At 42.8% G+C, this 26,644-nt stretch carries 19 protein-coding genes; 16 read left to right on the forward strand and 3 right to left on the reverse strand.

Features of this window, described 5'->3' with window-relative positions:
• Positions 1-217 precede the first annotated feature (217 nt).
• Complete coding sequence (gene ampH / locus OO184_RS04185; protein ID WP_265378111.1) at positions 218-1,435, forward strand: D-alanyl-D-alanine-carboxypeptidase/endopeptidase AmpH; 1,218 nt, start codon at positions 218-220, stop codon at positions 1,433-1,435.
• A gap of 87 nt (positions 1,436-1,522) precedes the next feature.
• Here the strand turns inward: ampH and lptG are convergent, their stop codons facing one another.
• Positions 1,523-2,599: an LPS export ABC transporter permease LptG gene (gene lptG / locus OO184_RS04190; RefSeq protein ID WP_265378112.1), complete on the reverse strand. Its 1,077-nt coding sequence runs from the start codon at positions 2,597-2,599 to the stop codon at positions 1,523-1,525.
• Positions 2,599-3,699: an LPS export ABC transporter permease LptF gene (gene lptF, locus OO184_RS04195; RefSeq protein WP_265378113.1), complete on the reverse strand. Its 1,101-nt coding sequence runs from the start codon at positions 3,697-3,699 to the stop codon at positions 2,599-2,601. The genes lptG and lptF overlap by 1 nt, the downstream gene beginning before the upstream one ends.
• A 286-nt stretch (positions 3,700-3,985) precedes the next feature.
• Here lptF and pepA point away from each other — a divergent pair, with 286 nt between their 5' ends.
• The 8 genes from pepA (at position 3,986) to OO184_RS04235 (ending at position 16,372) form a co-directional block, all read left to right on the forward strand.
• Positions 3,986-5,506: a leucyl aminopeptidase gene (gene pepA / locus OO184_RS04200; RefSeq protein WP_088374147.1), complete on the forward strand. Its 1,521-nt coding sequence runs from the start codon at positions 3,986-3,988 to the stop codon at positions 5,504-5,506.
• Positions 5,507-5,572: 66 nt separating this feature from the next.
• Complete coding sequence (locus tag OO184_RS04205) at positions 5,573-6,022, forward strand: DNA polymerase III subunit chi (RefSeq protein ID WP_011148563.1); 450 nt, start codon at positions 5,573-5,575, stop codon at positions 6,020-6,022.
• A gap of 13 nt (positions 6,023-6,035) precedes the next feature.
• Entirely contained in the window at positions 6,036-8,933 is a 2,898-nt protein-coding gene (locus tag OO184_RS04210; protein WP_265378114.1) for a valine--tRNA ligase, read from the forward strand.
• 763 nt (positions 8,934-9,696) lie between these two features.
• The gene (locus OO184_RS04215) at positions 9,697-10,470 is read left to right on the forward strand and encodes an amino acid ABC transporter substrate-binding protein (protein ID WP_265378115.1); all 774 of its coding nucleotides are present in this window, start codon (positions 9,697-9,699) and stop codon (positions 10,468-10,470) included.
• A gap of 396 nt (positions 10,471-10,866) precedes the next feature.
• Positions 10,867-11,568: an amino acid ABC transporter permease gene (locus OO184_RS04220; protein WP_265378116.1), complete on the forward strand. Its 702-nt coding sequence runs from the start codon at positions 10,867-10,869 to the stop codon at positions 11,566-11,568.
• The gene (locus tag OO184_RS04225) at positions 11,546-12,310 is read left to right on the forward strand and encodes an amino acid ABC transporter ATP-binding protein (RefSeq protein ID WP_265378117.1); all 765 of its coding nucleotides are present in this window, start codon (positions 11,546-11,548) and stop codon (positions 12,308-12,310) included. Before OO184_RS04220 ends, OO184_RS04225 begins: the two co-directional genes overlap by 23 nt.
• Positions 12,311-12,397: 87 nt before the next feature.
• Complete coding sequence (locus OO184_RS04230; protein ID WP_265378118.1) at positions 12,398-13,171, forward strand: amino acid ABC transporter substrate-binding protein; 774 nt, start codon at positions 12,398-12,400, stop codon at positions 13,169-13,171.
• A 393-nt stretch (positions 13,172-13,564) separates the two neighbouring features.
• A complete protein-coding gene (locus tag OO184_RS04235) occupies positions 13,565-16,372 on the forward strand; it encodes an RHS repeat domain-containing protein (RefSeq protein WP_283256216.1) in 2,808 nt (935 codons plus the stop codon).
• A 241-nt stretch (positions 16,373-16,613) separates the two neighbouring features.
• On the opposite strand, the gene rraB is transcribed toward OO184_RS04235, so the two are convergent.
• Positions 16,614-17,021 (reverse strand): ribonuclease E inhibitor RraB, encoded by a 408-nt coding sequence (gene rraB / locus OO184_RS04240; protein WP_049585133.1) that lies wholly within the window; start codon positions 17,019-17,021, stop codon positions 16,614-16,616.
• Positions 17,022-17,185: 164 nt separating this feature from the next.
• Here rraB and argF point away from each other — a divergent pair, with 164 nt between their 5' ends.
• From argF to nrdD, 7 genes are all read left to right on the forward strand, one after another.
• Positions 17,186-18,202, forward strand: a complete 1,017-nt coding sequence (gene argF, locus OO184_RS04245; protein ID WP_265378119.1) for an ornithine carbamoyltransferase — start codon at positions 17,186-17,188, stop codon at positions 18,200-18,202.
• Positions 18,203-18,508: 306 nt separating this feature from the next.
• Complete coding sequence (gene pyrB / locus OO184_RS04250) at positions 18,509-19,432, forward strand: aspartate carbamoyltransferase (RefSeq protein ID WP_265378120.1); 924 nt, start codon at positions 18,509-18,511, stop codon at positions 19,430-19,432.
• Between the two features lie 1,267 nt (positions 19,433-20,699).
• Positions 20,700-21,944 carry a phenylacetate--CoA ligase family protein gene (locus OO184_RS04255; protein ID WP_265378121.1) on the forward strand — a complete coding sequence of 415 codons (1,245 nt, stop codon included), beginning with the start codon at positions 20,700-20,702 and terminating at the stop codon, positions 21,942-21,944.
• A 403-nt stretch (positions 21,945-22,347) separates the two neighbouring features.
• The gene (locus tag OO184_RS04260) at positions 22,348-22,899 is read left to right on the forward strand and encodes a class I tRNA ligase family protein (RefSeq protein ID WP_265378122.1); all 552 of its coding nucleotides are present in this window, start codon (positions 22,348-22,350) and stop codon (positions 22,897-22,899) included.
• A gap of 284 nt (positions 22,900-23,183) precedes the next feature.
• Positions 23,184-23,648 carry an aspartate carbamoyltransferase regulatory subunit gene (pyrI, locus tag OO184_RS04265; protein ID WP_265378220.1) on the forward strand — a complete coding sequence of 155 codons (465 nt, stop codon included), beginning with the start codon at positions 23,184-23,186 and terminating at the stop codon, positions 23,646-23,648.
• A 217-nt stretch (positions 23,649-23,865) separates the two neighbouring features.
• A complete protein-coding gene (ridA, locus tag OO184_RS04270) occupies positions 23,866-24,252 on the forward strand; it encodes a 2-iminobutanoate/2-iminopropanoate deaminase (RefSeq protein ID WP_088374136.1) in 387 nt (128 codons plus the stop codon).
• A gap of 249 nt (positions 24,253-24,501) precedes the next feature.
• Positions 24,502-26,643, forward strand: coding sequence for an anaerobic ribonucleoside-triphosphate reductase (nrdD, locus tag OO184_RS04275; RefSeq protein WP_265378123.1), 2,142 nt, complete (start codon positions 24,502-24,504; stop codon positions 26,641-26,643).
• Position 26,644 lies beyond the last annotated feature (1 nt).

Below are 26,644 nucleotides of genomic sequence, written 5' to 3' on the forward strand. Positions count from 1 at the left end.
TCGATAGACAACCTACAATCACCTTATATAATCTCAGCATGATAATTCGCTATGAGGTAAATGGTTATGACGATTATTAGCTGGATTGGCGCCGGGATCTTTTTGGGCATTGTCATTGGCGCGTTGATGATGCTGTTTAAGAAGAATAAATAACAGCTTTTGCTATCTTTATGCTGTTTGTGAATTCACTGGAAATATGCCGATTGGTCAATTCAAAATGAATAAACAGTTTTTTAAGATCTTCTCTGCTTTTGCCATAGTGTTGGCTCTTACAGCCTGCTCTTCTTCAAATAAAACATTTTCGGCAAAGTTTTTGCAACCGAAGAAACAACCATTGAAATGGGAAGTGTTCGAAGGCAATGCGAGAACTAAAAAGCTAGCTTCACAGTTGGTTGATCAGTATGCACAGGATATTTTCAACGGCAGCAATGCGCAAGGCATGGCGATGGTGGTGATTGATAATAATCAGACGGTTTACCGTAGTTTCGGTGAAACCCGTCCAGGAAATGGTATCCGTCCGAAGCCCGATTCTATCATCCGTATTGCCTCGCTAACTAAGTTGATGACCAGTGAGGTTATGATCAAATTAGAAGAAGATGAGGTTCTGCGCTCCACCGATCCGTTGCAGGATTATAGCTATTATGGCGTGAAAGTGCCCCAATACAGCCCTCTTCAACCTATCCGGTTGTTCCACCTGGCAAGCCATACCAGTGGTTTACCTCGTGAGCAGCCGGGAGGTAAATGGGGGCGACCTGTTTTTGTCTGGCCTACACAAGCCAATCGCTGGGTCTGGTTAAAAACAGCTCAATTAGACTCCGCACCAGGCACAACAGCATCTTATTCCAATCTGGCCTACGATTTATTGGCAGATGCGCTCTCTAAGGCTACGGGTAAGCCATATACTCGTTTGTTACATGATAAGATCACCGGCCCTTATTACATGAAAGACACTACACTGACACCAAACCGTTCCCAGTGTGCTCGTTTGATGGAAAGTTATAAGCCGAGTCCGTGTCTTAATACGATTGCTGCGGCAGGCAGCGGTGGAATCTATTCAACACCAAAGGATATGCAGCGTTGGATGCAGCAATTTTTATCATCAGACAGTCAGTTACGCAAACAAACCGCGAGTCGCGAACAAGGTATTTATTTTAAACGTTCCGCTCTGGCTTCAATTAAAGGGATGGATGTTGCCGGTCAGGCAGATGGCGTTGGCCTTGGTTGGGTTTACATGAACACCCGTGGTGATGTACCGGGTATTTATCAGAAAACCGGCGGCGGAGGGGGGTTTAATACGTATATGGCAATGATCCCCGAACAAAATATCGGGGTGTTTGTGGTGATCACTCGTAAACAACACAGCCATTTCAGTAAGGTAACAACCGGGGTTAATCAATTGGTCACGGCATTGTCGAGGAATCATCATCAGGCGTGATCCTTTTATATCTTAAAATCGAGATGCTCAGGATAGGGTTCTTCTTAACCAAAAACCCTATCCCTATGGTGCCTTGATTGCTAAAAGCTACTGTCTCTTAAGGAGTAAATAAATACTCACAGTAAGGAACAATAAGCTTGGCAACAGTGCCGCCAAAACCGCAGGCATGTTGTACACCAAGCTCAGTGGACCAAAGATCTCATTAAGTACATAAAATAGGAAACCAAAGCTTATCCCTGTTACTATCCTCACTCCCATCGGCACACTACGCAGTGGTCCGAAGATGAAAGAGAGCGCCATCAACATCATCACTGCAACAGAAAGTGGCGCAAATATTTTTTTCCACATATTCAGTTGATAACGACCTGACTCCTGTTCACTCTGCTTAAGGTACTTGATGTACTGATATAAGCCGCTGATGGAAAGCGCTTCAGGTTCAAGCGCCACCACATTCAACTGTTCTGGCGTCAGGAGAATTTTCCAATCAGCAGAAAGACGTTGTGAGCCAGTGATTTTTTTACTGTCTGTCAGATCGGATTCTTCCACCTGAGAAAGCTTCCACAGGTCGCTATCTTCATCATAAACCGCACTGGCCGCATACTTTACAGAGAGTAGTTTTTTATCATCACTAAAATGATAGATATTGACGCCTTTAATCTCTGTATCACTCACAATCCGCTGGATGTAGATAAAATCATCCCCATCTTTCGCCCACATACCTTTCGTTGTTGAAACCAGAGAACCACCAAGCATCTTCTGAGCCCGGTAATTACGTGCCATCTGTTCACCTTGTGGCGCGACCCATTCACCGATAACCATAGTCAGGATCACCAACGGAATAGCGGTTTTCATTACTGAGCCAGCAATCTGCATGCGGGTAAATCCAGACGCCTGCATGACCACCAATTCACTACGGGTCGCCAGCGTACCAAGACCCAGTAAGGCGCCAAGCAAAGCGGCCATCGGGAAGAATATCTGAATATCTTTCGGTACGCTTAACAGAGCATAAAGACCCGCGGAAATAGTGGTATATTCCCCCTGCCCCACTTTTCTTAGCTGATCAACAAACTTAATAATGCCGGAAAGCGATACCAGCATAAACAGCGTCATCAGAATAGTCTGTAGAATAGTCCGCCCGATATAACGATCTAATACACCAAACATCAGGCTACTCCTCTGCCTTTGAAACGAGCCCGAATCCTACGCATCGGCAAGGTATCCCAAATATTGAGAACCAGCGCCAGCGTTAAATAAGCCCCGTTAACTAACCACATCCAGATAAGAGGGTCCAATTTGCCTTTACTGCCGTTAGAACGCAGAGAACTTTGTAGTAAGAAGAAAATTAGATATAGCAGCATCGCAGGCAACATACTGAGTACCCGCCCTTGACGCGGGTTTACCACACTTAACGGTACAACCATCATGGCCATAATCAGTACCGAGAGCACCAGAGTCAGACGCCAATGGAACTCAGCGCGGGAATGCTTATCATCATCCTGCCATAACTGAACAATAGACTTCTGTTCAACTTTATTACTATCTACGATTGAAGTTTGATGTCCGACAATGGCTTGATAATCATGGAACTCAGTGATCCTAAAATCACGCAACATCGCCGTGCCTTCATAACGGGTGCCATGATTGAGGATAACCACCTGTTTGCCATCAGGCCGCTCCACCATATGACCGCCATCAGAGATCACCACGGAAGGACGCTGGTTATCAACGGGACGAAGTTGGGCAAGGAATACGTTTTCAAATTTATTGCCGTGCACGTTGCCAATATAGAGCACCAGATTACCATCTTCGGAAGGTTTGAACCGCCCTTCCATGATAGCCGCTAAACTTGGATTAGCTTTAGCATCAGCCACCACATGTTCCTGATATTTCGAAGACCACGGCATGACCCAAATGACATTCACTGCCGCTAACACGGAAGTTAACAACGCCATAATAAGCGCCGAAACCACCAGCACACGCTTGCCCAAACCACACGCATGCATAACAGTTATTTCACTTTCAGTATAGAGTTTACTGAAAGTCATCAATATCCCAAGAAACAGACTCAGGGGCAAAATCAACTGCGCCATTTCAGGCACACCTAATCCTAACAAGGATAAAACTAAATTTGCCGGGACGTCCCCTTCCACTGCGGCACCCAAAATTTCGACTAATCTTTGACAGAAAAAGATCAGTAAAAGGATAAAGAGTATCGCAACTTGGCTTTTCAGGGTTTCCCGTACCAGATATCTAATGATGATCACGCTTATTACGCCTGTGAAAACTTGTCTTTTTGCAGGAAAATCGCTAACTTCATTGTATATATACCATTTATTATGTGCATCAGTTTGGCTTCCTCACTGCTAAAATGATATCGAAGCATTCCATATTCAGGTTCCCAGTCAGAACATACTTATATAGTTAGCTAAACAATAACAAATAGTGCGCTTAGCTTAACATAAATAGTTAATTTTCTATGGGGTAGATTAATGCGGAACGCTATATTTTAGCGATAGCATCCGTCTTTGTCTTTAAGATTCAGGAGAACGCATGGAGTTTAGTGTAAAAAGCGGTAGCCCGGAAAAACAACGTAGTGCATGTATCATTGTCGGCGTTTTCGAACCTCGCCGCCTTTCCTCTATCGCTGAACAACTCGATAAAATAAGTGATGGTTACATCAGTGCATTGCTGCGCCGCGGTGAACTAGAAGGCAAAGTTGGTCAATCACTGCTGCTGCATCATGTTCCCAATGTGTTATCTGAACGTATTCTGCTTATCGGCTGTGGTAAAGAGCGCGAATTGGATGAACGCCAGTATAAACAGATTATTCAGAAAACTATCAATACCCTCAATGAAACGGGTTCAATGGAAGCTGTTTGCTTCTTAACAGAATTGCATGTTAAAGGCCGCAATAATTATTGGAAAGTACGTCAAGCGGTGGAAACAGCAAAAGAGTCTCTCTATGTTTTCAACCAGCTAAAAAGTAATAAAAATGAGTTGCGCCGCCCACTGCGTAAAATGGTTTTCAATGTTCCGACCCGTCGGGAGCTAACCAGCGGTGAACGTGCAATCCAGCACGGCCTTGCCATTGCTGCCGGTATCAAAGCGGCCAAAGATCTTGGTAATATGCCACCCAATATCTGTAATGCAGCTTATCTGGCTTCTCAGGCACGCCAGCTCGCAGATTCTGCCAATAGCCATATTACAACAAAAGTGATTGGTGAAGAGCAGATGAAAGAGCTAGGCATGAATGCCTATCTGGCGGTTGGTCAAGGTTCTCAAAATGAATCTCTGATGTCAGTCATGGAATATAAAGGCAGTTCTGATAAAAATGCCAAACCCATCATCCTGGTTGGCAAGGGACTGACTTTTGACTCCGGCGGTATTTCAATCAAATCTGCGGGCGGCATGGACGAGATGAAATACGATATGTGTGGGGCTGCAACAGTTTATGGCGTGATGCGCGTCGTTTCTGAGCTACAATTGCCGCTCAATGTCATTGGTGTCATGGCTGGTTGCGAGAATATGCCAGGCGGCCGCGCTTACCGACCTGGAGATATTTTAACCACCCTATCTGGTCAGACTGTCGAGGTACTCAACACCGATGCCGAAGGCCGTCTGGTTCTGTGCGACGCATTAACTTACGTTGAACGTTTTGATCCAGAATTAGTCATTGATATCGCTACACTGACCGGTGCTTGCATCACAGCTCTTGGTAACCATTACAGTGGATTGTTATCCAACCATAATCCATTGGCCCATGAGTTACTCAATGCTTCAGAACAAGCCGGCGATCGCGCATGGCGCCTGCCAATGACTGACGAGTTTCTTGAGCAAATCGATTCTAACTTTGCCGATCTGGCGAATACCGGCGGCAGTGCGGGTGGTGCGATTACCGCCGCCTGTTTCTTGTCCCGCTTCGCAACAAAATATCACTGGGCCCATCTGGATATCGCAGGTACGGCCTGGCGTTCAGGTAAAGCAAAAGGCGCAACAGGTCGCCCGGTTGCACTACTGTCACAATTCCTGTTAAATCGGGCAGGAAGTGCCGGTATCAATAACGACGATTAATTTGATTCCCCGCTTAGCTTATCAAAAGGGCATTTGACAATGCCCTTTCTCCGTAACAGAGACATTATGAAAAGTGCCACGTTTTATTTACTGGAACAGCCATCACCTCAGGCAGATTTGCAAGCTCACGAATGGCTGGCATGTCAATTTGCGGCTGACCAATGGCGAGCAGGAAAACGGGTGCTCATTGCCTGTGAAAATCAGCAACAGGCAGAAAAGTTAGATGAAGCCTTATGGCAACGGGAGCCTCATCAGTTCGTCCCACATAATCTTGCTGGCGAAGGGCCAAGGTATGGCGCGCCGGTTGAGTTATGTTGGCCGCAAAAACGGGGAAATGCGCCCCGTGATATCCTAATAAATCTGTTGCCGCAATTTGCAGACTTTGCCACCGCTTTCCATGAAGTGATAGACTTCGTTCCTATAGATGAAAATTTGAAACAGTTGGCGCGTGAACGATATAAATCATATCGTAGCGTCGGCTTTAATTTGACCATGGCAACGCCGCCAACATACTAAGTATCAAGATAAAATGGAAAAAACACCCGCAACTCAAACGCAAGCCGAGCCATCTCTCGATAAGACGTACAATCCTAAAGAAATTGAGCAGCCTCTTTATAACCATTGGGAGAAAAGTGGTTACTTCAAGCCTAACGGCGATACTAGCCGTGAGAGTTTTTGTATTGTTATCCCACCACCAAACGTGACCGGTAGCCTGCATATGGGCCATGCGTTTCAACAAACCATTATGGATACCATGATCCGTTATCAGCGAATGCAGGGTAAAAATACTTTGTGGCAGTCCGGTACTGACCACGCAGGTATTGCTACTCAAATGGTGGTTGAGCGCAAGATCGCAGCAGAAGAAGGCAAAACCCGTCACGATTATGGCCGTGATGCGTTTATCGATAAGATCTGGCAGTGGAAAGCAGAATCCGGCGGCACGATTACCAATCAGATGCGTCGTCTGGGTAACTCCGTTGACTGGGAGCGCGAGCGTTTCACTATGGATGAAGGTCTATCCAACGCCGTAAAAGAAGCCTTTGTCCGTTTGTATCAAGAAAATCTCATTTATCGCGGTAAGCGCCTGGTTAACTGGGACCCGAAGTTGCACACTGCAATTTCCGATCTGGAAGTTGAGAATCGTGAAGTTAAAGGTTCTATGTGGCATTTACGTTATCCATTGGCCGATGGTGTCACAACCGCAGAAGGGAAAGATTACCTGATCGTTGCAACTACCCGGCCTGAAACTATGTTAGGCGATACCGGCGTAGCTGTTAACCCGGAAGATCCGCGTTATAAGGATTTAATCGGCAAAGAAATCATTCTGCCATTAGTTAACCGCCGCATTCCTATTGTCGGTGATGAACATGCGGATATGGAAAAAGGTACCGGTTGTGTAAAAATCACACCTGCCCATGACTTCAATGACTATGAAGTGGGTAAACGTCATGCTCTGCCGATGATCAATATCATGACTCTGGATGGCAACATCCGTCATGAAGTAGAAGTTTTCGATACTCATGGCGAGATTTCTGATAGTTACAGTTCTGATATTCCGGCTGAATATCAAGGCATAGAGCGTTTTGCCGCCCGTAAAGCTATTGTGGCTGAGTTCGAAAGACTGGGTTTGCTGGTTGAAATTAAAGCTCATGATCTGACCGTTCCTTATGGCGATCGCGGCGGAGTGGTTATTGAACCCATGCTGACTGATCAATGGTATGTTCGTACCGCGCCTCTGGCGAAAGTGGCTATCGAAGCCGTTGAAAATGGCGATATCCAGTTTGTACCTAAACAGTATGAAAATATGTACTACTCCTGGATGCGCGATATTCAGGATTGGTGTATCTCTCGCCAATTATGGTGGGGCCACCGTATCCCGGCATGGTATGACGCCAACGGTAATGTTTATGTCGGTCGCAGTGAAGAAGAAGTCCGTCGTGAAAACAATCTGGGCGAGGATATCTCTTTAAACCAGGATGAAGATGTACTGGATACTTGGTTCTCTTCCGGTTTATGGACTTTCTCTACCCTTGGTTGGCCTGAACAAACTGACGCATTGAAGACCTTCCACCCAACCGATGTGTTGGTGAGTGGCTTTGATATTATTTTCTTCTGGATTGCCCGTATGATCATGATGACCATGCATTTCATCAAAGATGAAAATGGCAAACCTCAGGTTCCATTTAAGACGGTCTATATGACTGGCCTTATCCGGGATGACGAAGGTCAGAAGATGTCAAAATCCAAAGGGAATGTCATTGACCCACTGGACATGGTTGACGGTATTTCTCTGGAAGATCTGCTAGAAAAACGTACTGGCAATATGATGCAGCCACAATTGGCTGAAAAAATCCGTAAACGTACCGAGAAGCAATTCCCGACAGGTATTGAAGCGCATGGTACCGATGCCCTGCGCTTTACATTAGCAGCGCTGGCTTCAACAGGTCGTGATATCAACTGGGATATGAAACGCCTGCAAGGTTACCGTAATTTCTGTAACAAATTGTGGAATGCCAGCCGCTTTGTTCTTATGAACACAGAAGGTCAGGATTGCGGCCAAAATGGCGGTGAAATGGTGTTATCACTGGCTGATCGTTGGATTCTGGCTGAATTTAACCAGACAGTAAAAGCTTACCGTGAAGCACTGGATACATATCGTTTCGATATGGCTGCCAATATTCTTTATGAATTCACCTGGAACCAGTTCTGTGACTGGTATCTGGAGCTCTCTAAACCGGCAATTAACAAAGGTTCGGAGGCGGAAGTTCGTGGCGCTCGTCATACTCTGATTGAAGTTCTGGAAGGATTATTGCGTCTGGCTCACCCGATTATTCCATTTATCACCGAGACCATCTGGCAACGGGTGAAAGTGGTTAAAGGGATTAAGGCAGATACCATTATGCTGCAACCGTTCCCTGAATTTGATCTAGCGAAAACGGATGAGTTGGCGCTGAACGATCTGGAATGGATTAAGGAAGCGATTATTGCAGTACGTAATATCCGTGCTGAAATGAATATCGCCCCAGGCAAACCATTGGAAGTTTTGCTACGTAATGCCGATGCTGATGCACAACGTCGTGTAGCGGAAAACCTGAATTTTATTCAGGCAATGGGCCGCTTATCTTCTGTCACGCTTTTGTCTGCGGGTGAAGAAGCGCCGATTTCTGTCACTAAACTGATTAATGGCGCAGAAGTATTAATCCCAATGGCTGGCTTAGTGGATAAAGAAGCTGAACTAAGCCGTTTGAATAAAGAGATTGAGAAGCTGGATAAAGAAATTGGCAGCATTGAAGGTAAACTGTCAAATGAAGGTTTCGTTAGCCGTGCGCCCGAAGCTGTTGTAGCCAAAGAGCGTGAACGTCTGGCAAGCTGCAATACATCAAAAGAGAAGCTGCTGGCTCAGAAAGAAACGATTGCCGCATTGTAATATTCATAAAAAATAAATTTCCACCAAAGCCACTGCAATTCATTGTCAGTGGCTTTTTAATTTAAATAGTAAACGATAAAATTAATAATAAAATGTAAATTCAACCGATTCTATATAATAACCATCAAGTATATTGAAAATAACAATATCGATTCTATTAACATGAATAATCATCTGTTTTATTCTTTTCCATATTTATACATCTTAAATGACAATATGATATAATTTTATTTTATATATAAATCATTGGATTTAGCATATTATATAGAGAATAAAATCATATAAATATATTATTACAAGTAAAAATGCAAACAATAATGCAACTTTAGTTTAACTCAATACTCAATTGTTTATTATTCGGAATATTCTATACCCTATGGATTTCAAGATGCATCGCGACGGCAAGGGAGAGAATCCCCGGGAGCATATACCCAATGGATTTCAAGTTGCATCGCGACGGCAAAGAAGCGAATCCCCGGGAGCATAGATAACTATGTGACCGGGGTGAGTGAGTGCAGCCAACAAAGAGGCAGCTTGAAAGATGACGGGTATAGATAACTATGTGACTGGGGTGAACGAGCGCAACCAACAAAGAGGCAACTTGAAAGATGACGGGTATATTTCAGTTGGCATTATTAAGGTGGCAATAAATAGTCAATATAGAGTACAAGCAGCAACCAAAACAGACATGAAGTCCACAAGGATCACACATTTCCAACGCAATAAATTAATTCACTAATTTATAACAACACGGAGAAATAAAATGAAAACAATTCTTACTCTATTATTGGCAAGTACTATCCAACTCAGTCTCGTACATTCAGCTAATGCAGAATCAACCCTTGATAAGATTAAATCCACCGGCATATTCAAAATAGCAACTGAAGGAGCTTATCCACCATTTACTTATCACGATGCCTCAGGTACTTTAACCGGCTTTGATGTCGACATTGGCCGTGAAATTGCACACCGGTTGAATGTCAAACCAACATTTATTGAAGGAAAATGGGACGGACTAATTGCCGGGTTGGATGCTGGACGTTCTGATGCAGTAATTAATCAAATTACGATTACACCCGAGCGCAAGAAAAAATATGACTTCTCCATCCCCTATATCACATCGCAAGCAGTACTTATCATTAATAAAGATAACAATAACATAAGAACATTCAGTGATTTACAAGGCAAAACCTCAGCACATACTCTAACCAACAACTTCGCCCAAATAGCAAGAGATAACGGTGCAGAAATTATTGGCACGAATGGATTTAGTCAGGAAATCGAATTGGTGAGTACCGGCAGAGCCGATGCCACTATTAATGATAATCTATCTTATCTGGACTATAAAAAGCATAAACCAAACGCACCAGTAAAAATTATCGCCACCAGCCCCAATGCAGGGCAGACAGCGGTTTTACTTCGTCAGGGGGAGCCAGAATTAAAAGTTGCTATTGATCAAGCAATCACTGACATCAAAGCCGATGGTACTTACCAGCGTATCTGGGCTCACTATTTTGGCGATAATCCTCCCGAATAAGTGAAATATTCCCGCTCTCAAATATAAAGTTTCCTGGAGATTGAAGACAAATTCTGACCAGGGAACTTTATCATTAATTCCGTTGAATTGAATAATAAGTAATTATTTGAATTAAATATAAAACATATTAATTTATAAAAATTATTTTATATATCAAAAATGACAATATGATATAACTTTATTTTATATATACAAATTCACAGCTTGCCATATGATATTTAAAAAAATCACATATAAATATATTGTTATACCTAATAGATTTCGAGTTGCAGCGCGGCGGCAAGTGAACGAATCCCCAGGAGCATAGATAACGATGTGACTGGGGTGAGTGAAAGCAGCCAACAAAGCAGCAGCTTGAAAGATAAAGGGTATTATTACACACGATAGGGAAAATATATGGAGCCCTCTTGGTTCAATCTAGTACTCGATTCTTTTTGGCCTATGCTTTATGCGGGTTTTACTTTCACTATTCCACTAACGCTTATTACCTTTACTCTCGGTATCATACTAGGTTTTATCGTAGCGCTTATCCGGCTTTACGGGCCAAAACCGCTTATTGCCGTCGCAAAATTCTACGTCTGGCTGATCCGCGGCACACCGTTGCTGGTACAACTGTTTCTTATTTTTTACGCCTTACCTAGCGTCGGCATTACGTTAGGCGCATTCACCTCAGCGGTGATTGGTTTCACGTTGAATATTGGCGCCTATACCTCCGAGGTGATTCGCGCGACTTTATTGTCTGTACCAAAAGGACAGTGGGAAGCGGCTTATTCTATCGGTATGAGCTGGACACAATCATTACGTCGGATTATTCTACCTCAAGCAGCAAGAATCGCGATTCCACCACTCTCAAACACATTTATTTCACTGGTGAAAGATACTTCACTGGCCTCAGTCATTACCGTACCGGAGCTTTTCCTTGCTGCACAACGTATTGCTGCGGTGACTTATCAACCTCTCATTCTTTATACTGAAGCGGCAATACTTTATCTGATAATCAGTTCAGTGTTGTCATCACTACAAGCCCGTCTGGAAAAGAAATTTTCGCAAAAGAGTGACACACAGGAATTAAAAAATGATCCAACTCTCCGGCATTGAAAAAAGTTTTGACGGGCACAAGGTCCTGAAAAAAATCGATCTCACCATTGAGGAAGGCAGCCTGACGGCACTAATTGGCCCATCTGGAAGCGGCAAAAGCACGCTATTACGCTGCATCAACTTATTAGAAACTCCCCAAGCCGGGAAGCTCCAGATCGGCAATGAAAGCATGACCTTCACCGGAAAAGGACGGATTGCTCACAAGGATATACAACGGATTCGCCAACAAACCGGCATGGTGTTTCAAAACTTTCAGCTTTTCCCTCACCTCACAGTCATTGAAAACATTATGGAAGGGTTAATCTGGGTTCAAAAATGGTCGCGTGAACAGGCTAAACAGCGAGCGCTTGAACTACTGGAAAAGGTCGACATGTCACACAAGGCCGATGTCTTTCCAGCCACACTATCCGGTGGTCAGCAACAGCGCGTAGCGATTGCCCGGGCACTAGCGCCTTCGCCCAAAGTGTTATTATGCGACGAGCCAACTTCCGCGCTTGATCCAGAATTATCACAGGAAGTTGTCGCCGTATTAAAACAGTTGGCTAAAGAAGGAACCACGATGTTAATGGCTACCCATGATCTGCGTTTAGCAGCAAATCTTGCCCACGACGTCATATTTTTAGAATCCGGGGAAATTGTCGAATCAGGAACGTCGAAAACGATTTTCACCCATGCCCTTAAACAACGTACTGTGGAATTTGTTTCAACCTTAACCAATACCTTACCGGATTGGGAAATATAACCCACCGTTAAAATAACTTTGCCGTAATTGATCTGAGAATCAATTGATGACTATCAAATAAATTTTTTAACAGTTTGGAGAAAAAAGATGAAAACGTTACTTACCGCATTATTAGCGGGTGTTATTCAATTCGGCATTGCTTATTCTGCGCATGCAGATTCTGGCCTTGATAATATTAAATCAACAGGTGTATTCAAAATCGCTACCGAAGGAACCTATCCGCCATTTACCTATCACGATGCCTCTGGAGCCTTGACTGGATTTGATATTGATATTGGCCGCGAAATCGCACGACGTCTGAATGTCAAAGCCGAGTTTACCGAAGGCAAGTGGGACGGGCTTATTGCCGGGCTGGATGCCAAACGCTATGACGCGGTACTTAATCAGGTCGCTATTACGCCAGAACGCCAAAAGAAATATGATTTTTCCGCGCCGTATATCATATCTAAAGCTGTACTTATCACCCGGAAAAATAATGACAATATAAAAACGTTCAGCGATCTGAAAGGTAAAACCTCAAGCCATAGTTTAACCAGCAATTACGCCCAATTAGCAAAACGTTTCGGGGCGGAAATCGTTCCTACCGAAGGGTTTAATCAGGCAATCGATTTGGTTGCTACAGGCAGGGCTGATGCCACTATCAACGATAATCTGTCCTATCTCGATTTTAGGAAACACAGACCCAATGCGCCGGTAAAAGTTGTTGCAACCGAACCCAATGGCGATTCAGTCGGTGTGCTAATTCGTAAAGGCGAACCAGAATTGCAAGCCGCTATCGATAAAGCACTAGCTGATATCAAAGCCGATGGCACCTATCTACGCATTTCTACTCAGTATTTCGGTACCGATGTTTCCAAATAAGAAAATAACCGCCTCTGCTTGCAAGAGGTGGTTTTCTATTTATCAATTAATTATTACTGTTTTTACACTCAAAAAACTCTAATCATTATTAAATTAGTATTTTCTCGTTAATGATTACTTTAAATATATATTCAAGGTGGTTATTAATTAATTTCTACTTAATCACAATTAAATAATTAAAATATTTATTTGGCTGTAAAAACATCATTTAATAAAAATAATTTCTTTCCCCTTTACCATTCTATCACTATCTATTGAAATACTAATTCTCATACTGTCAATTTCAAAAATTACCATACTATTCTGTTAAAGATTTTATTCATTCCATAGTAAAGTCTCAGGTCGTTACTATTAAACCAGCTAACAGACTAAAACAACATAAGGAGCTGCAATATGAGTCGTTACAATTCTGCAATTAACCGAAATACTCCATCTGTCAACGTGCTAGATAATCGAGGGTTGAATATATGTTCGCTGGAATACCTGCGTACCCAAGCTGATGAAACCAATAGCAACGAATTGATCACTCGCTATGAATTTAATCCTCAAGGATTTCAAGTGAAAAGCACAGATCCACGTAGATATAAAAATCAGAGTGGCTCAAACTTCTCGCGTGTCTTTAACCTTGCTGGAAATACGCTGCGTGAAGAAAGTATTGATGCTGGCCGGACAATTACCTTAAATGATATCGAAGGACGCCCAGTACTGACTATCAATGCAACCGGCACTCGTCAGACCCATCACTATGAAGATAATACCTTGCCCGGCCGCTTGCTGGCTGTCACCGAGTCAATACAAAAGAACGAGAAAACCACGGAACGCCTTATTTGGGCAAATAACACAGAGACAGAGAAAAACCAGAATCTCGCCGGGCAATGTATACGCCATTACGACACTGCGGGGCTGGTACAACTGGAAAGTCTGTCCTTGACGGGAGCAGCTTTATCACAATCTCGTCAATTAATAGCCGACGATCAGGAAGCCGATTGGCACGGTGATGATGAAAATAGTTGGCGTACAAAACTGAATAACAACATATTCACTACTCAAAATAAAACTGATGCTATTGGCGCTCTGCTAACCCAAATCGATGCCAAAGGAAATATACAACGGCTGGCCTATGATGTAGCAGGTCAATTGAAAGGTAGCTGGTTAACACTAAAAGGCCAATCCGAAAAAGTGATTGTGCAATCTATTACCTGGTCAGCAGCCGGACAAAAATTACGAGAAGAACACGGCAACGGCGTTATTACGGAATATACCTATGAACCAGAGACCCAACGATTAATTAACATTACAACCCACCGGACTAAAGATAGTACAAAACCACTACAAGATTTACGTTATGAATATGATCCGGTTGGCAATGTAATCAATATTCGTAATGACGCAGAAGCCACTCGATTCTGGCGTAATCAAAAAATAGTACCGGAAAATGCATATTCCTATGATTCTCTCTACCAACTCATCAAAGCAACCGGCCGCGAAATGGCTAACATTGGTCAGCAAGGAAGCCAGCTCCCTCCTTTAATTACCCCTCTTCCTACCGATGACAATACCTATACTAACTACACTCGCATTTACACCTACGACGATAGCGGCAACCTGATACAAATCCGGCATAGCGCTCCAGCAAGCAACAATAACTACACCACAGATATCACTATCTCAAACCGAAATAACCGCGGTGTCCTCAGCACCCTAACCAACGATCCCAATCTCGTTGATACATTCTTTGATGCAGGTGGTCATCAAACCAGTCTGTTATCAGGGCAATCCTTAAACTGGACCCCACGAGGAGAACTACAACAAGTGAGCCAGAATGGCAACACCTCACACGAGCGGTACCGCTATGGCAGTGACGGAATGCGGCGACTGAAAATAAATGAACAACAAACACCCAATGCCACACAACAACGAGTCACTTACCTGCCAGGATTAGAATTACATACCACACAGAGCGGCGCCAATATCACCGAAGACCTGCAAGTTATTACTGTCGGGCAAGCAGGGAGAGCACAAGTACGCGTACTACACTGGGAAAAAGGCCAACCCGCTGGCATAGATAACGATCAAGTCAGATACAGCTACGATAATCTTACACACAGCAGCGAATTAGAACTGGATATACACGGAGAAATTATCAGTTGGGAAGAGTATTACCCCTATGGCGGCACCGCAATATGGGCATCAAGAAAGCAGATTGAAGCCGGCTACAAAACCATTCGTTATTCCGGCAAAGAGCGTGATGCAACAGGATTGTACTATTACGGCTACCGCTATTATCAACCGTGGGCCGGTAGATGGTTAAGCGCTGACCCGGCGGGAACAGTCGATGGCCTGAATCTGTACCGTATGGTAAGAAATAATCCAATGACTGGTATAGACGAAGATGGGCGTATATTTAAAACCGTAGCAACAGGCGCATTAGGCGTTGGCGGTATGGCATACGAACTTTACAAATACAAAAATCAACAAGTTGAAAGACCTCAGATGCCATCTCCTGCCTCTGAATCCTACGGTGATCAACAAGTCAGCAAAATCACCCAAAAAGCAAGCGCGCTAAAAGAAAACTATAGCCCCATCCAGCAAATGGCCCATAACATCGCTGGACGTAAAGAAGCCGCAGAACACCTTGCACAAGGACAAATCCCAGGAGCGCAAGCAATAAAAGAGGGAGCAAGTTTAGTCGCGGCTGCCGGAGAATTTGCCGCGGCTGGCAATGTCGGTGAACTAAACAAAACTGAGCTCACAAAAGCCGCAGGCACCGATGCAATTAACAATTTTAGTCTTACTTTCGAGGGGATAAAAAAGGTATTTAAGGCAAGTGCCGCTACTGCTACCGTCACCCCAGAAAAATTGGAAGAGCTGCAAAAAGCAACTGATGATCTAAAAGAGGTCGCAACAGATACGCTAATTACCGGGGCATCGCTAGGTGCGACAGTCGGCGCCACACTGGACACCGCCGCCGCGGTCGTACCGCATCCGGTAGCCAAAGTGGCATTCAAAGGTCTGTCATTGGCATGGAAAATCACCGGAGTTGTTCACACCGCAGAAGAATTAAGCGAGCTCGCAGAAAAACATAAGGATCTGGTTTCGAATGAGTTAGGACAAGAATTAAAAAGGGAAGTCACCGAAGCAAACCAAATTAGGAGAGGAACCATTCTTTCAAAAGTCAGGGAACATGGTTTGATAAGGTAGTCTATACCCGTTATCTTTCAAGTTGCCTCTTTGTTGGCTGCACTCGCTCACCCCGGTCACATAGTTCGCTATGCTCCCGGAGATTCACTCCTTTGCCGTGGCGATGCATCTTGAAATCCATAGGGTATATTTAAAATGCAATAGTCCTTATTCGCCAAAGCAGATAAGGACTATTTTGTTTTGAATCACATGCATCAATCACGACCAGAGTTAACACAGGATTCTTAACATACTGATTATACTAATGAAGTCTACTCTCACCCTGCTCCGGCAAATCATCTTCATCTTGCTCATCAGGATCTTCGAAGTAAGTGCCCCAACCGTCATAATTAATGCCGATTTTTTCAGCCAGATTCACCAACTGTTCAACCTGAGCATCAATCATCTCTGCATTCAATCCACACTCACTGATAACATCACAACACATCAGAATTGTACCATCTTCGACTTCCAATTCTTCCGCATCAGTCACTTCATAACCCAGTTTAAAGGCTTCAACCGCCGCCTTTTCCAACAGACTAAAGTCCTCAGCAGAAAAGTGATGTTCAATGGCATAAAGTGCATCAGGATCACTACCATCTTCCAGTAATTCTTCAATAATAAGGCGCGTTTCTTCGCGTTGTTCTTCTAAGTCTCTTTGATTTGCCATACCAAATATCCTCAAGCAGTTGGCCGTCCCAATCCTCATTCTCCCACACCACAGGCGGGCTAACCACTGTTTACATCAAAGAAATCTAATACGGAGTTGAAATTGCATTTTTATAGATATAGATTGAATTTAAATGCAAACAACAAATACGGAGACACCAAACAATGAATCCGTTCTATCAGCGTCATGTCCTAAGGTTACTTGATTTTTCCTCAGCAGAAATTCATGCCTTGCTAAAGCTAGCTGCTGAATTAAAATCGGCTAAAAAATCTGGCACAGAAAAGGCTCTGTTAACAGGCAAAAACATCGTGCTGATTTTTGAAAAAGATTCCACCCGTACCCGCTGCTCATTTGAAGTGGCCGCTTTCGATCAAGGAGCAAATATCACCTACCTCGGTTCCAGTGGCAACCAGATTGGTCATAAAGAATCGATCAAAGATACCGCCCGTATACTTGGCCGTATGTATGACGGTATTCAATATCGCGGCTATGCCCAGACAATCGTTGAATCACTGGCAAAATATGCAGGCGTTCCAGTATGGAATGGGCTAACAGATGAATTTCACCCTACTCAGCTACTGGCGGATCTGCTAACTATTCAGGAACATCAACCAGAAAAACCCTTGTCAGAAATCAAATTCGCCTACTTGGGGGATGCCCGTAATAATATGGGTAATACCATGCTAGAAGCCGCGGCGCTAACGGGCATGGATGTTCGGTTGATTGCCCCTGAAAAGTGCTGGCCCAACGCCACACTGGTTACTGAATGTCAGAAACTGGCTGAAAAAACAGGAGGTAAAATTACTCTGACGGAAAATGTCGCCGAAGGGGTTAAACATACTGATTTTCTTTATACCGATGTCTGGGTTTCTATGGGAGAACCAAAAGAAGTTTGGCAACAACGTATTGACCTACTGAAACCTTATCAAGTGAATATGGATGTGGTGAACATGACAGGCAATCCACAAGTAAAATTCCTGCACTGCCTGCCAGCATTTCATGATGAAGAAACGATATTAGGCAAACAGCTCGCGGCTGAATTTAATATGTATGGAGGGCTGGAAGTTACCAATGAAGTTTTTGAATCAGAGCACAGCATTGTGTTTGATCAAGCAGAAAATCGCCTGCATACCATTAAAGCGGTAATGGTAGCAACGCTAGCAAATGATCTTAAAATCTAATTAGTTGGGATATCGGCAGGATTATGTCTTTAAAGATATGATCCTGCTAATATTATTTTTCTTCGGTCAAATGCTTGCTGTAAGATTTTTCACGAGTATAATGCGCGACAATTTGCCGGGAGAAATCATGAAAGACAGCGCTTATTTTTGTCATCAAGCACAACTGCCTGAAGGAAGACAGCCAGCCGTCATTGTTTTCCCGTTGCTAAACCAATCATTTAACGCCCCTCATTGAGGGGCTTTTTTTTGCCTGGTAATCAATTCATGATTGCCGCCCCGGATGTCAGCATTAGAGGAGAGTGAAAAATGGCTAATCCGTTATATCGCAAACATATCATCTCAATAAATGATCTGAGCCGCGAAGATCTGGAATTGGTGTTGCAGACTGCTGCTGCACTGAAAGCCAGACCACAACCTGAATTGCTGAAACCCAAGGTTATCGCCAGTTGTTTCTTCGAAGCCTCCACCCGTACTCGCCTCTCTTTTGAAACAGCAATCCACCGCCTTGGCGCTTCAGTTGTCGGTTTTTCAGATAGCAGTAACACCTCCTTGGGTAAAAAAGGTGAAACACTAGCCGATACTATTTCCGTTATCAGCCAATATGTTGACGCCATCGTGATACGCCATCCACAGGAAGGCGCACCACGTCTGGCCTCTGAGTTTTCCGGTGACACTCCGATTATCAATGCCGGTGATGGCGCCAACCAACATCCAACTCAAACCTTGCTGGATCTGTTCACCATTCAGGAAACTCAGCAACGGCTGGATAGTTTGAATATCGCTATGGTTGGCGATCTGAAATATGGCCGCACTGTCCATTCTCTATCACAAGCGCTGGCGAAATTTAATGGCAATCACTTTTATTTTATCGCCCCGGAAGCATTGGCAATGCCAAATCATATTCTTCATATGCTGAATGAAAAAGGTGCGACCTATAGCCAACACGCTAATATTGAAGAAGTATTACCGGAGCTAGATATTCTTTATATGACTCGAGTACAGAAAGAGCGCCTCGATCCATCCGAATATGCCAACGTAAAAGCACAATTTGTTCTGCGCTCCTCCGATCTGCTCGGCGCGAAAGAGAATCTCAAAGTCCTGCATCCTTTGCCTCGTATTGATGAAATTACTGTCGATGTAGATAAAACACCCTATGCTTATTATTTCCAACAGGCTGAGAATGGCATTTATGCTCGTCAGGCTCTATTATCTTTAGTTTTAAAGGAATGATTAAAGTAACGAGAATATAATTGACCATGTTAATTTTATATTTAAGTTAATCTAAAATACTTCTTGCCCATTAACGGGCAAGATAAAATTAAAATTCGTTAAATAATTATCTTTTAACCTGAAAAATAATTTAAATTCAGCCTTTAAAAAAAGATAATAAAAAATTTTCCACAGGAATAATAGAGAACAATAAAATAGAGGCATCATAATTATGAAAAGTTATTTATATTCATTGAATATTTAATTGTATCATTAAGATTAGATATTCTTTTAACTATAAAACCCCTATACTTATTAATGTTTAAAATAAATATTAATCATATTCAATTGTTTATAAAATCAGTTCAATTTCAATAATTAATCCTTTAAGCATTAAATAATTTATTAAACTTTAAATGACAACTTTAAATCCTATGTTATCCATTAATTTTAAATATAAAACAGATACTTACTATATTAGTTATTTTGCAATCCCCCAATAATTACACTAAAAAAACAAAAAAGCATGAAGTGTAAATAGCTGCCGAAATCCCTCCGCAAACTATTTAACCCAACTTAAATTTCAACATTAACAATAATAACTTAAACACATCATAGCCTATAAAAATGCTAAATAAGAAACCTTTTTATGAATATTTTATAGATAAATGAACATATTCTAGCGGAAGTATTTATGACAAGATTTATCTAATAAATTATAACTACTGGTTTTTATTTAAATTATATACATCCATTATGATTTCATCATATTAGTGTGTTTCATATCACATTTTCATTTTATTTTAATTATAAATTGGATTGTAATGTGATAATTTTTTTAAATAGACTAGGCACTAAAAATATTAATTCTTCATGACTTATAAAAATGCCTGATAAGAAACCTTTTCCTGAGCCTTTTATCGTACCTGAATGGATATACCTGGGTGTAAATGTTCCTGACCAGGTTGTTATTATTATTGGAGATGATCCATCTTCATTTCAATTCGGAGCTGAGCTACGTGACGGACGATTAAAACACGATAGAAATAAAAATAACATTCGTTCGCAGAGCACGAGCACTGCCAGAAGCAGGCTATTACACTTATGCTGTCTTCTTCCCGATTGTACCCCGAGATAAAGCTGGCCTGAGAATTATGCCCAATGCCAATGTTTCTGCCCCACAGATGCAGGATTTCTGCAATAAGGTCAGAGAAGTCTGTCATAAATACCGCCAGCCAGACACAACAGACACTAAACCCGAAATTATAATTCTACCAGTAGAGGAAACATGATGACTATTTGGACATTGAAACAAATTGTTGCACTAGCACAAGCAAATTCACCGCTTTACAGAGAACTTTACGCTGATCTAAGTCCTGAAAGCGCCACTCTGTTGGATCTGCCGGTCCTTTCTCATGAAAGATTAATGGAAATTGTTCACAACAAAGATGCCATCCGTTTCTTTAATACCGATACGAGCGCAGGCATTATCTATCAATCCTCTGCCACAACGGGGAAACCTAAAGCTACGCTGTTTGGGCGAGATGAATGGCAGACTGCAATGAAGATGCTAGCAAACTATTATTGGAAGTTTGGTTTCATAAAAGACGGAGATATCATCGCAAATCTGTGTGTGGACAATAGTGCTTCCTTTATGTTTGTTCACGGTACCATCGAACAGTTTCCGGGACGCTGTAGCGAATTACCACTTGGCTCTGATCAGCCTTTCGACTATCTCATCAGTACTTGGCAGAAGTTTTCGGCAAATGTCCTGACTGGTATCAACTCTATCTTTCTTGGCCTTGCACATCATCTACAAAGCCAAGGAATAACTGCACCTGAGGTAAAACGCATCTTATGTACGGGAGAGCTGTTTTATGGCAAACAAGCTGAACTTATTCAGGCTGCGTTCCCTGAAGCCGTTATTATCCCATTTATATATGCCACAACTGAGACTGGCCTGATTGGCCTACAGAAACATGGCTTCTCTCTGAACGAATTTTGCGTCTGTCCGCAAACATGCATCCTGGAAATTGTCGATCCAGTCACGAAGGAGGTCATTGAAGAACCGGGACAAACAGGGCTTGCTGTGGTGACCAGCCTGCTCCGTACTGCGGCACCGGCCATCCGCGTCGAGGTCGGAGATTACGCAGAATGGATCGATCCACCGGGACATGAAGATCGTAAGTTCAGTATTCATGGAAGACGCTACCTAAAACAATATCCTTTCGGCAATACGTTTATTACGGAAACCGACATCTATAAGCTGATTAAAGACATAGAAAACGAGCTACCTTTACTCAAGTTGTGTCTCGAAATTTATGATGACAAGGCTACGATTGTCGTTTCCTGTATGAATCACGATAAAAACCATATCGATCCTAGCACCGTTATTCACGAGTCTGTTAACCGGCTTTTCCCTCATGCAAAACTGCCACAACACTATCTAAGCATTGAACTTGTTCCTTTTTCTCGTTTTATGGATGGGATAAGACGTAAGGGAAGATTTATTACCGACTTACGTACACAGTAACGCTTCATAAACAGGATCTTTAGCAGCAACCTGTTATTTTAGATAGAAAAAAGGCTTTATTTATGATCTGATAATTGTCGCCAAACAAAAGACCGAGATCAGAGAATAAAGCCGATGACAATTATCTCCACAAAACCTCAGTTAATACAATTCTTCAGTGACACTTTTCTTGAAAAAACCGCCCGCAATGAGGTGCTGGATTTCATCTGTCGGCGTGGTCGATTCGAATTTCGGGTCATCCAGCGTTGGTTTGCACAGGAAAAACGCTTCTGTTTTTGGCTCACCAAGTTACAGAAAAAGAGCTGGTTGATAGGAAGCTTCCCGAAGATAAAGATCCACCAGAGAAAAGAACCGAGATCAATTACTTTTTCAAAATGAGCAACTATCTGGAACATGTCACTATGTGTGGTTTGATGCCTTACTCATTTATGTATCCCCTCTGACGACTCGGGAAAACGCCCTTAACCATTTCTGGCCTACTGTCCGGCATATTATTGGCAAGGATATCCTAAAACCACATACATTATTCTGGCTTGCAATGTGTAAAGCCCTAGAACTAATGCCTTATAAAAAGCTTTATGTGTCAGGTCACCTCTTAGGCAGTGATGGCCGCAAAATGAGTAAATCGCTCGGCAATGGGGTTACTCCTTTTTCAGCCGCTGAGAAATACAGTACTAACGTTCTGCGTTTCGTTCTGGTGCGTGAAGTGCCCTTCGGCTCTGATGGCATTATTAGTGAAGCGGTTATCGAAAATCGTCTTGAAAAAGACTTGTCTAATGATCTTGGAAACTTGGTTTCTCGTATACTTTCTATGTTAGGTCTTTACTGTAGCAGCCAAGTGCCAATCAATATAACGCCAAGCACCAAAGAGCGGGAAATTATCGCCTTTCCAAAATCAAAACTTAATGCTCGCTGTTCATTTTCCCTGCGTTGTCATGATCAACGCAGGGTGTAAGTTGGTCCCTGGTAATCAGATTATCTCTGTACTTCAAAATAACTCATGAAACTTCATTATTTCTGTGCTAACTCACGCTCTCTGCGGTGATATGGCCTCCTAATATTCCTTGATAGATTGTCCTGTCAGGAGGAGATTGGGAACAATTTGTAGTACTGAATCACCGACGCTTTATCTGGATAAACGAGGTACCACCGCCTAAAATGAAAGACGTGTCGATTCCTAACAATATTCTGGAGGATGAATACAGAAAGTTGTCACTAAAATGTATTCATACAAAACCTATGACCCAAGATCATAAACTACAAGTCGAAGCCATTAGATGCGGTACGGTGATTGACCATATCCCGGCTCAGGTCGGCTTCAAACTACTCTCTCTGTTTAAGCTAACTGAAACCGATCAACGCATTACCATCGGCCTGAATTTGCCTTCCAATCGACTCGGTAAAAAAGATCTCATCAAAATCGAAAATACATTCCTGACAGAACAACAAGCTAACCAGCTTGCTATGTATGCGCCGAATGCAACGGTGAATTGTATTGAAGACTATGAAGTTGTGAAGAAACTTCCTATTAACTTGCCTGAGCGTATCGATAACGTATTAGTCTGCCCCAACAGCAACTGCATCAGCCACAATGAACCCGTAGAAAGCAGTTTCCGAGTTAAAGTGACAGTGGAAGATGTGGTGCTAACCTGCAAATACTGCGAGAAAGAATTTGACCGCAATGTCGTGATACTCAACGATTAAACTCCCTATGTCAGTTGCTGAGGCAGAAGCGGACACTATAATAGTACCCTTGATGAAATATTCATTTATATCCTATGGATTTCAAGATGCATCGCGACGGCAAGGGAGCGAATCCCCGAGAGCATAGCAAACTATGTGACCGGGGTGAGTGAGTGCAGCCAACAAAAAGGCAACTTGAAAGATAACGGGTATAGTTATCACATTAACAGGAGAATCTATGTCATACGAGATTAATACCAATAAAGCCCCTGCTGCAATTGGTCCATATGTTCAGGGTGTTGATCTAGGCAATATGGTCATCACTTCCGGCCAGATCCCAGTCAATCCCGAAACAGGTGATGTCGCAGAAGATATCGCCGCTCAAGCTCGTCAATCACTGGAAAATGTTAAAGCTATCGTTGAGAAAGCAGGTCTCACTGTAAGTGACATTGTTAAAACAACTGTCTTCGTTAAAGACCTGAATGACTTCGGTACCGTTAACGCAACTTATGAAGCATTCTTCAAAGAACACAATGCATCTTTCCCGGCACGTTCTTGCGTTGAAGTAGCCCGTCTGCCAAAAGACGTTAAAATCGAAATCGAAGCAATCGCAATTCGTAAATAATCTCTATCCTGTTTTCTACAACTCTTTGGTTAGTTGCTGACCAAGGAGTTGTACTTGCCACCGGACCTTAAATATAGGTCTCCATTCTTTGTTTCAGATCAAATAAGAACGTGATTATTCCACTTCAATTTACTATATATTGTGTTTAAATATAAAAATAAACCCATATATAGAATCATTCGCCTTTAAGCTGAATATCAGAACGAGAATGGTTTGCCCTTTTAGGCAATATGCTTAAGGAGTCATATTGTGAAAACTGTTGTGATAAAACGGGACGGCCATCAGGTACCATTTGATGAAACACGTATTAGAGATGCTGTAAAACAGGCCGCTTCTGCCGTTGGCATAGTGGATGATAAGTATTGTATCCAAGTTGCATCCACAGTAACGCAATTCATCGCTGACTACAGGCAAGTTGTTGATGTACAAGATATTCAAAATGCTGTAGAAAAACAATTGATAGCAGACAACCATAAGCACCTTGCCCACTGCTATATTCAATATCGTCACGACAGAGATACTGTCCGAGAATTACACAGCCGACTTAATCAAGAAATCCGCGGCTTAGTTGAACAGAGTAACGTGTCCCTGCTCAATGAGAATGCCAATAAAGACAGCAAGGTGATTCCAACGCAACGGGATCTATTGGCCGGGATTGTTGCTAAAAATTATGCCAAACAACATATTCTGCCGCGTAATGTAGTTTTGGCTCACGAAAAAGGCGAAATCCACTATCATGATCTCGATTATTCCCCCTTTTTCCCAATGTTTAACTGTATGCTGATTGACCTGAAAAACATGCTAACCAACGGGTTCAAAATGGGTAATGCTGAAATAGAACCGCCAAAATCTATTTCAACCGCAACGGCGGTAACGGCCCAAATTATTGCTCAGGTTGCCAGCCATATTTATGGTGGTACCACTATCAACCGTATAGATGAAGTATTGGCCCCTTTCGTTAAAGCCAGCTATGAAAAACACTTGGCAATTGCCGAGCAGTGGGATATCAGCGATAAAAAATCTTACGCCGAAGCACGAACAGAAAAAGAGTGTTACGACGCTTTCCAATCACTGGAATATGAAGTTAATACACTGCATACCGCGAACGGGCAGACTCCTTTTGTCACTTTTGGCTTTGGTTTGGGGATGTCAAAAGAGTCCCGCCTAATCCAGCAATCTATTCTGCGTAACCGCATTGCTGGTTTGGGTAAGAACCACAAAACAGCGGTATTTCCCAAACTGGTATTTGCTATCCGTGATGGCCTGAACCACAAACTCGGTGATCCTAACTACGATATCAAGCAATTGGCTCTCAAATGTGCCAGCAAACGCATGTATCCTGATATTCTTAACTATGATCAAGTGGTTAAAGTCACAGGTTCCTTTAAAACTCCAATGGGCTGTCGCAGTTTCCTCAGTGTTTATGAAGAAAAAGGTGAACAAATTCATGAAGGACGCAATAACTTAGGGGTTATCAGTTTAAACCTGCCTCGGATTGCTATCGAAGCCAAAGGAGATGAAAAACATTTCTGGCAATTACTAGACAAACGTCTGGTACTGGCAAAGCAAGCACTCATGACCCGTATTACCCGCCTGGAAAGTGTCAAAGCACGCGTTGCGCCAATCCTTTATATGGAAGGTGCCTGCGGGGTTCGTTTAAAAGCCGATGACAATATCGCTGAAATCTTTAAGCATGGCCGGGCTTCTATCTCTCTGGGCTATATTGGTATTCATGAGACTATTAACGCATTGTATGGCAATCAGGTTCATCTATTTGATGATCAACAATTACGTGTAAAAGCACTCTCAATTGTTGATCATCTGCGAAAAGCCACTGATCAATGGAAAAAAGAAACAGGTTATGGTTTCAGTTTATACAGCACGCCAAGCGAAAATCTCTGTGACCGCTTCTGCCGCCTTGATACCGCAGAGTTTGGCGTGATTGAAGGCGTGACAGATAAAGGCTATTACACCAACAGTTTTCATCTCGACGTTGAAAAGAAGGTCAATCCTTATGATAAATTGGATTTTGAAGCGCCTTATCCACCACTAACCAATGGCGGTTTTATCTGTTACGGCGAATATCCTAATCTACAACATAATCTGAAAGCACTGGAAGATGTATGGGATTACAGCTACTCACGTGTCCCTTATTACGGTACTAATACCCCCATCGACGAGTGCTATGACTGTGGATTCACCGGTGAATTCTCCTGTACCAACAAAGGGTTTACCTGTCCACGTTGTGGCAATCATGAACCTTCCAGAGTATCAGTAATCCGCCGCGTCTGTGGTTATCTGGGAAGCCCCGATGCCCGTCCATTCAATGCGGGCAAACAAGAAGAGGTGAAACGCAGGGTAAAACATCTGGCAAATGGGCAATTAGGTTAAT

The organism is Photorhabdus aballayi (assembly GCF_026153155.1).
Lineage (GTDB): Bacteria > Pseudomonadota > Gammaproteobacteria > Enterobacterales > Enterobacteriaceae > Photorhabdus > Photorhabdus luminescens.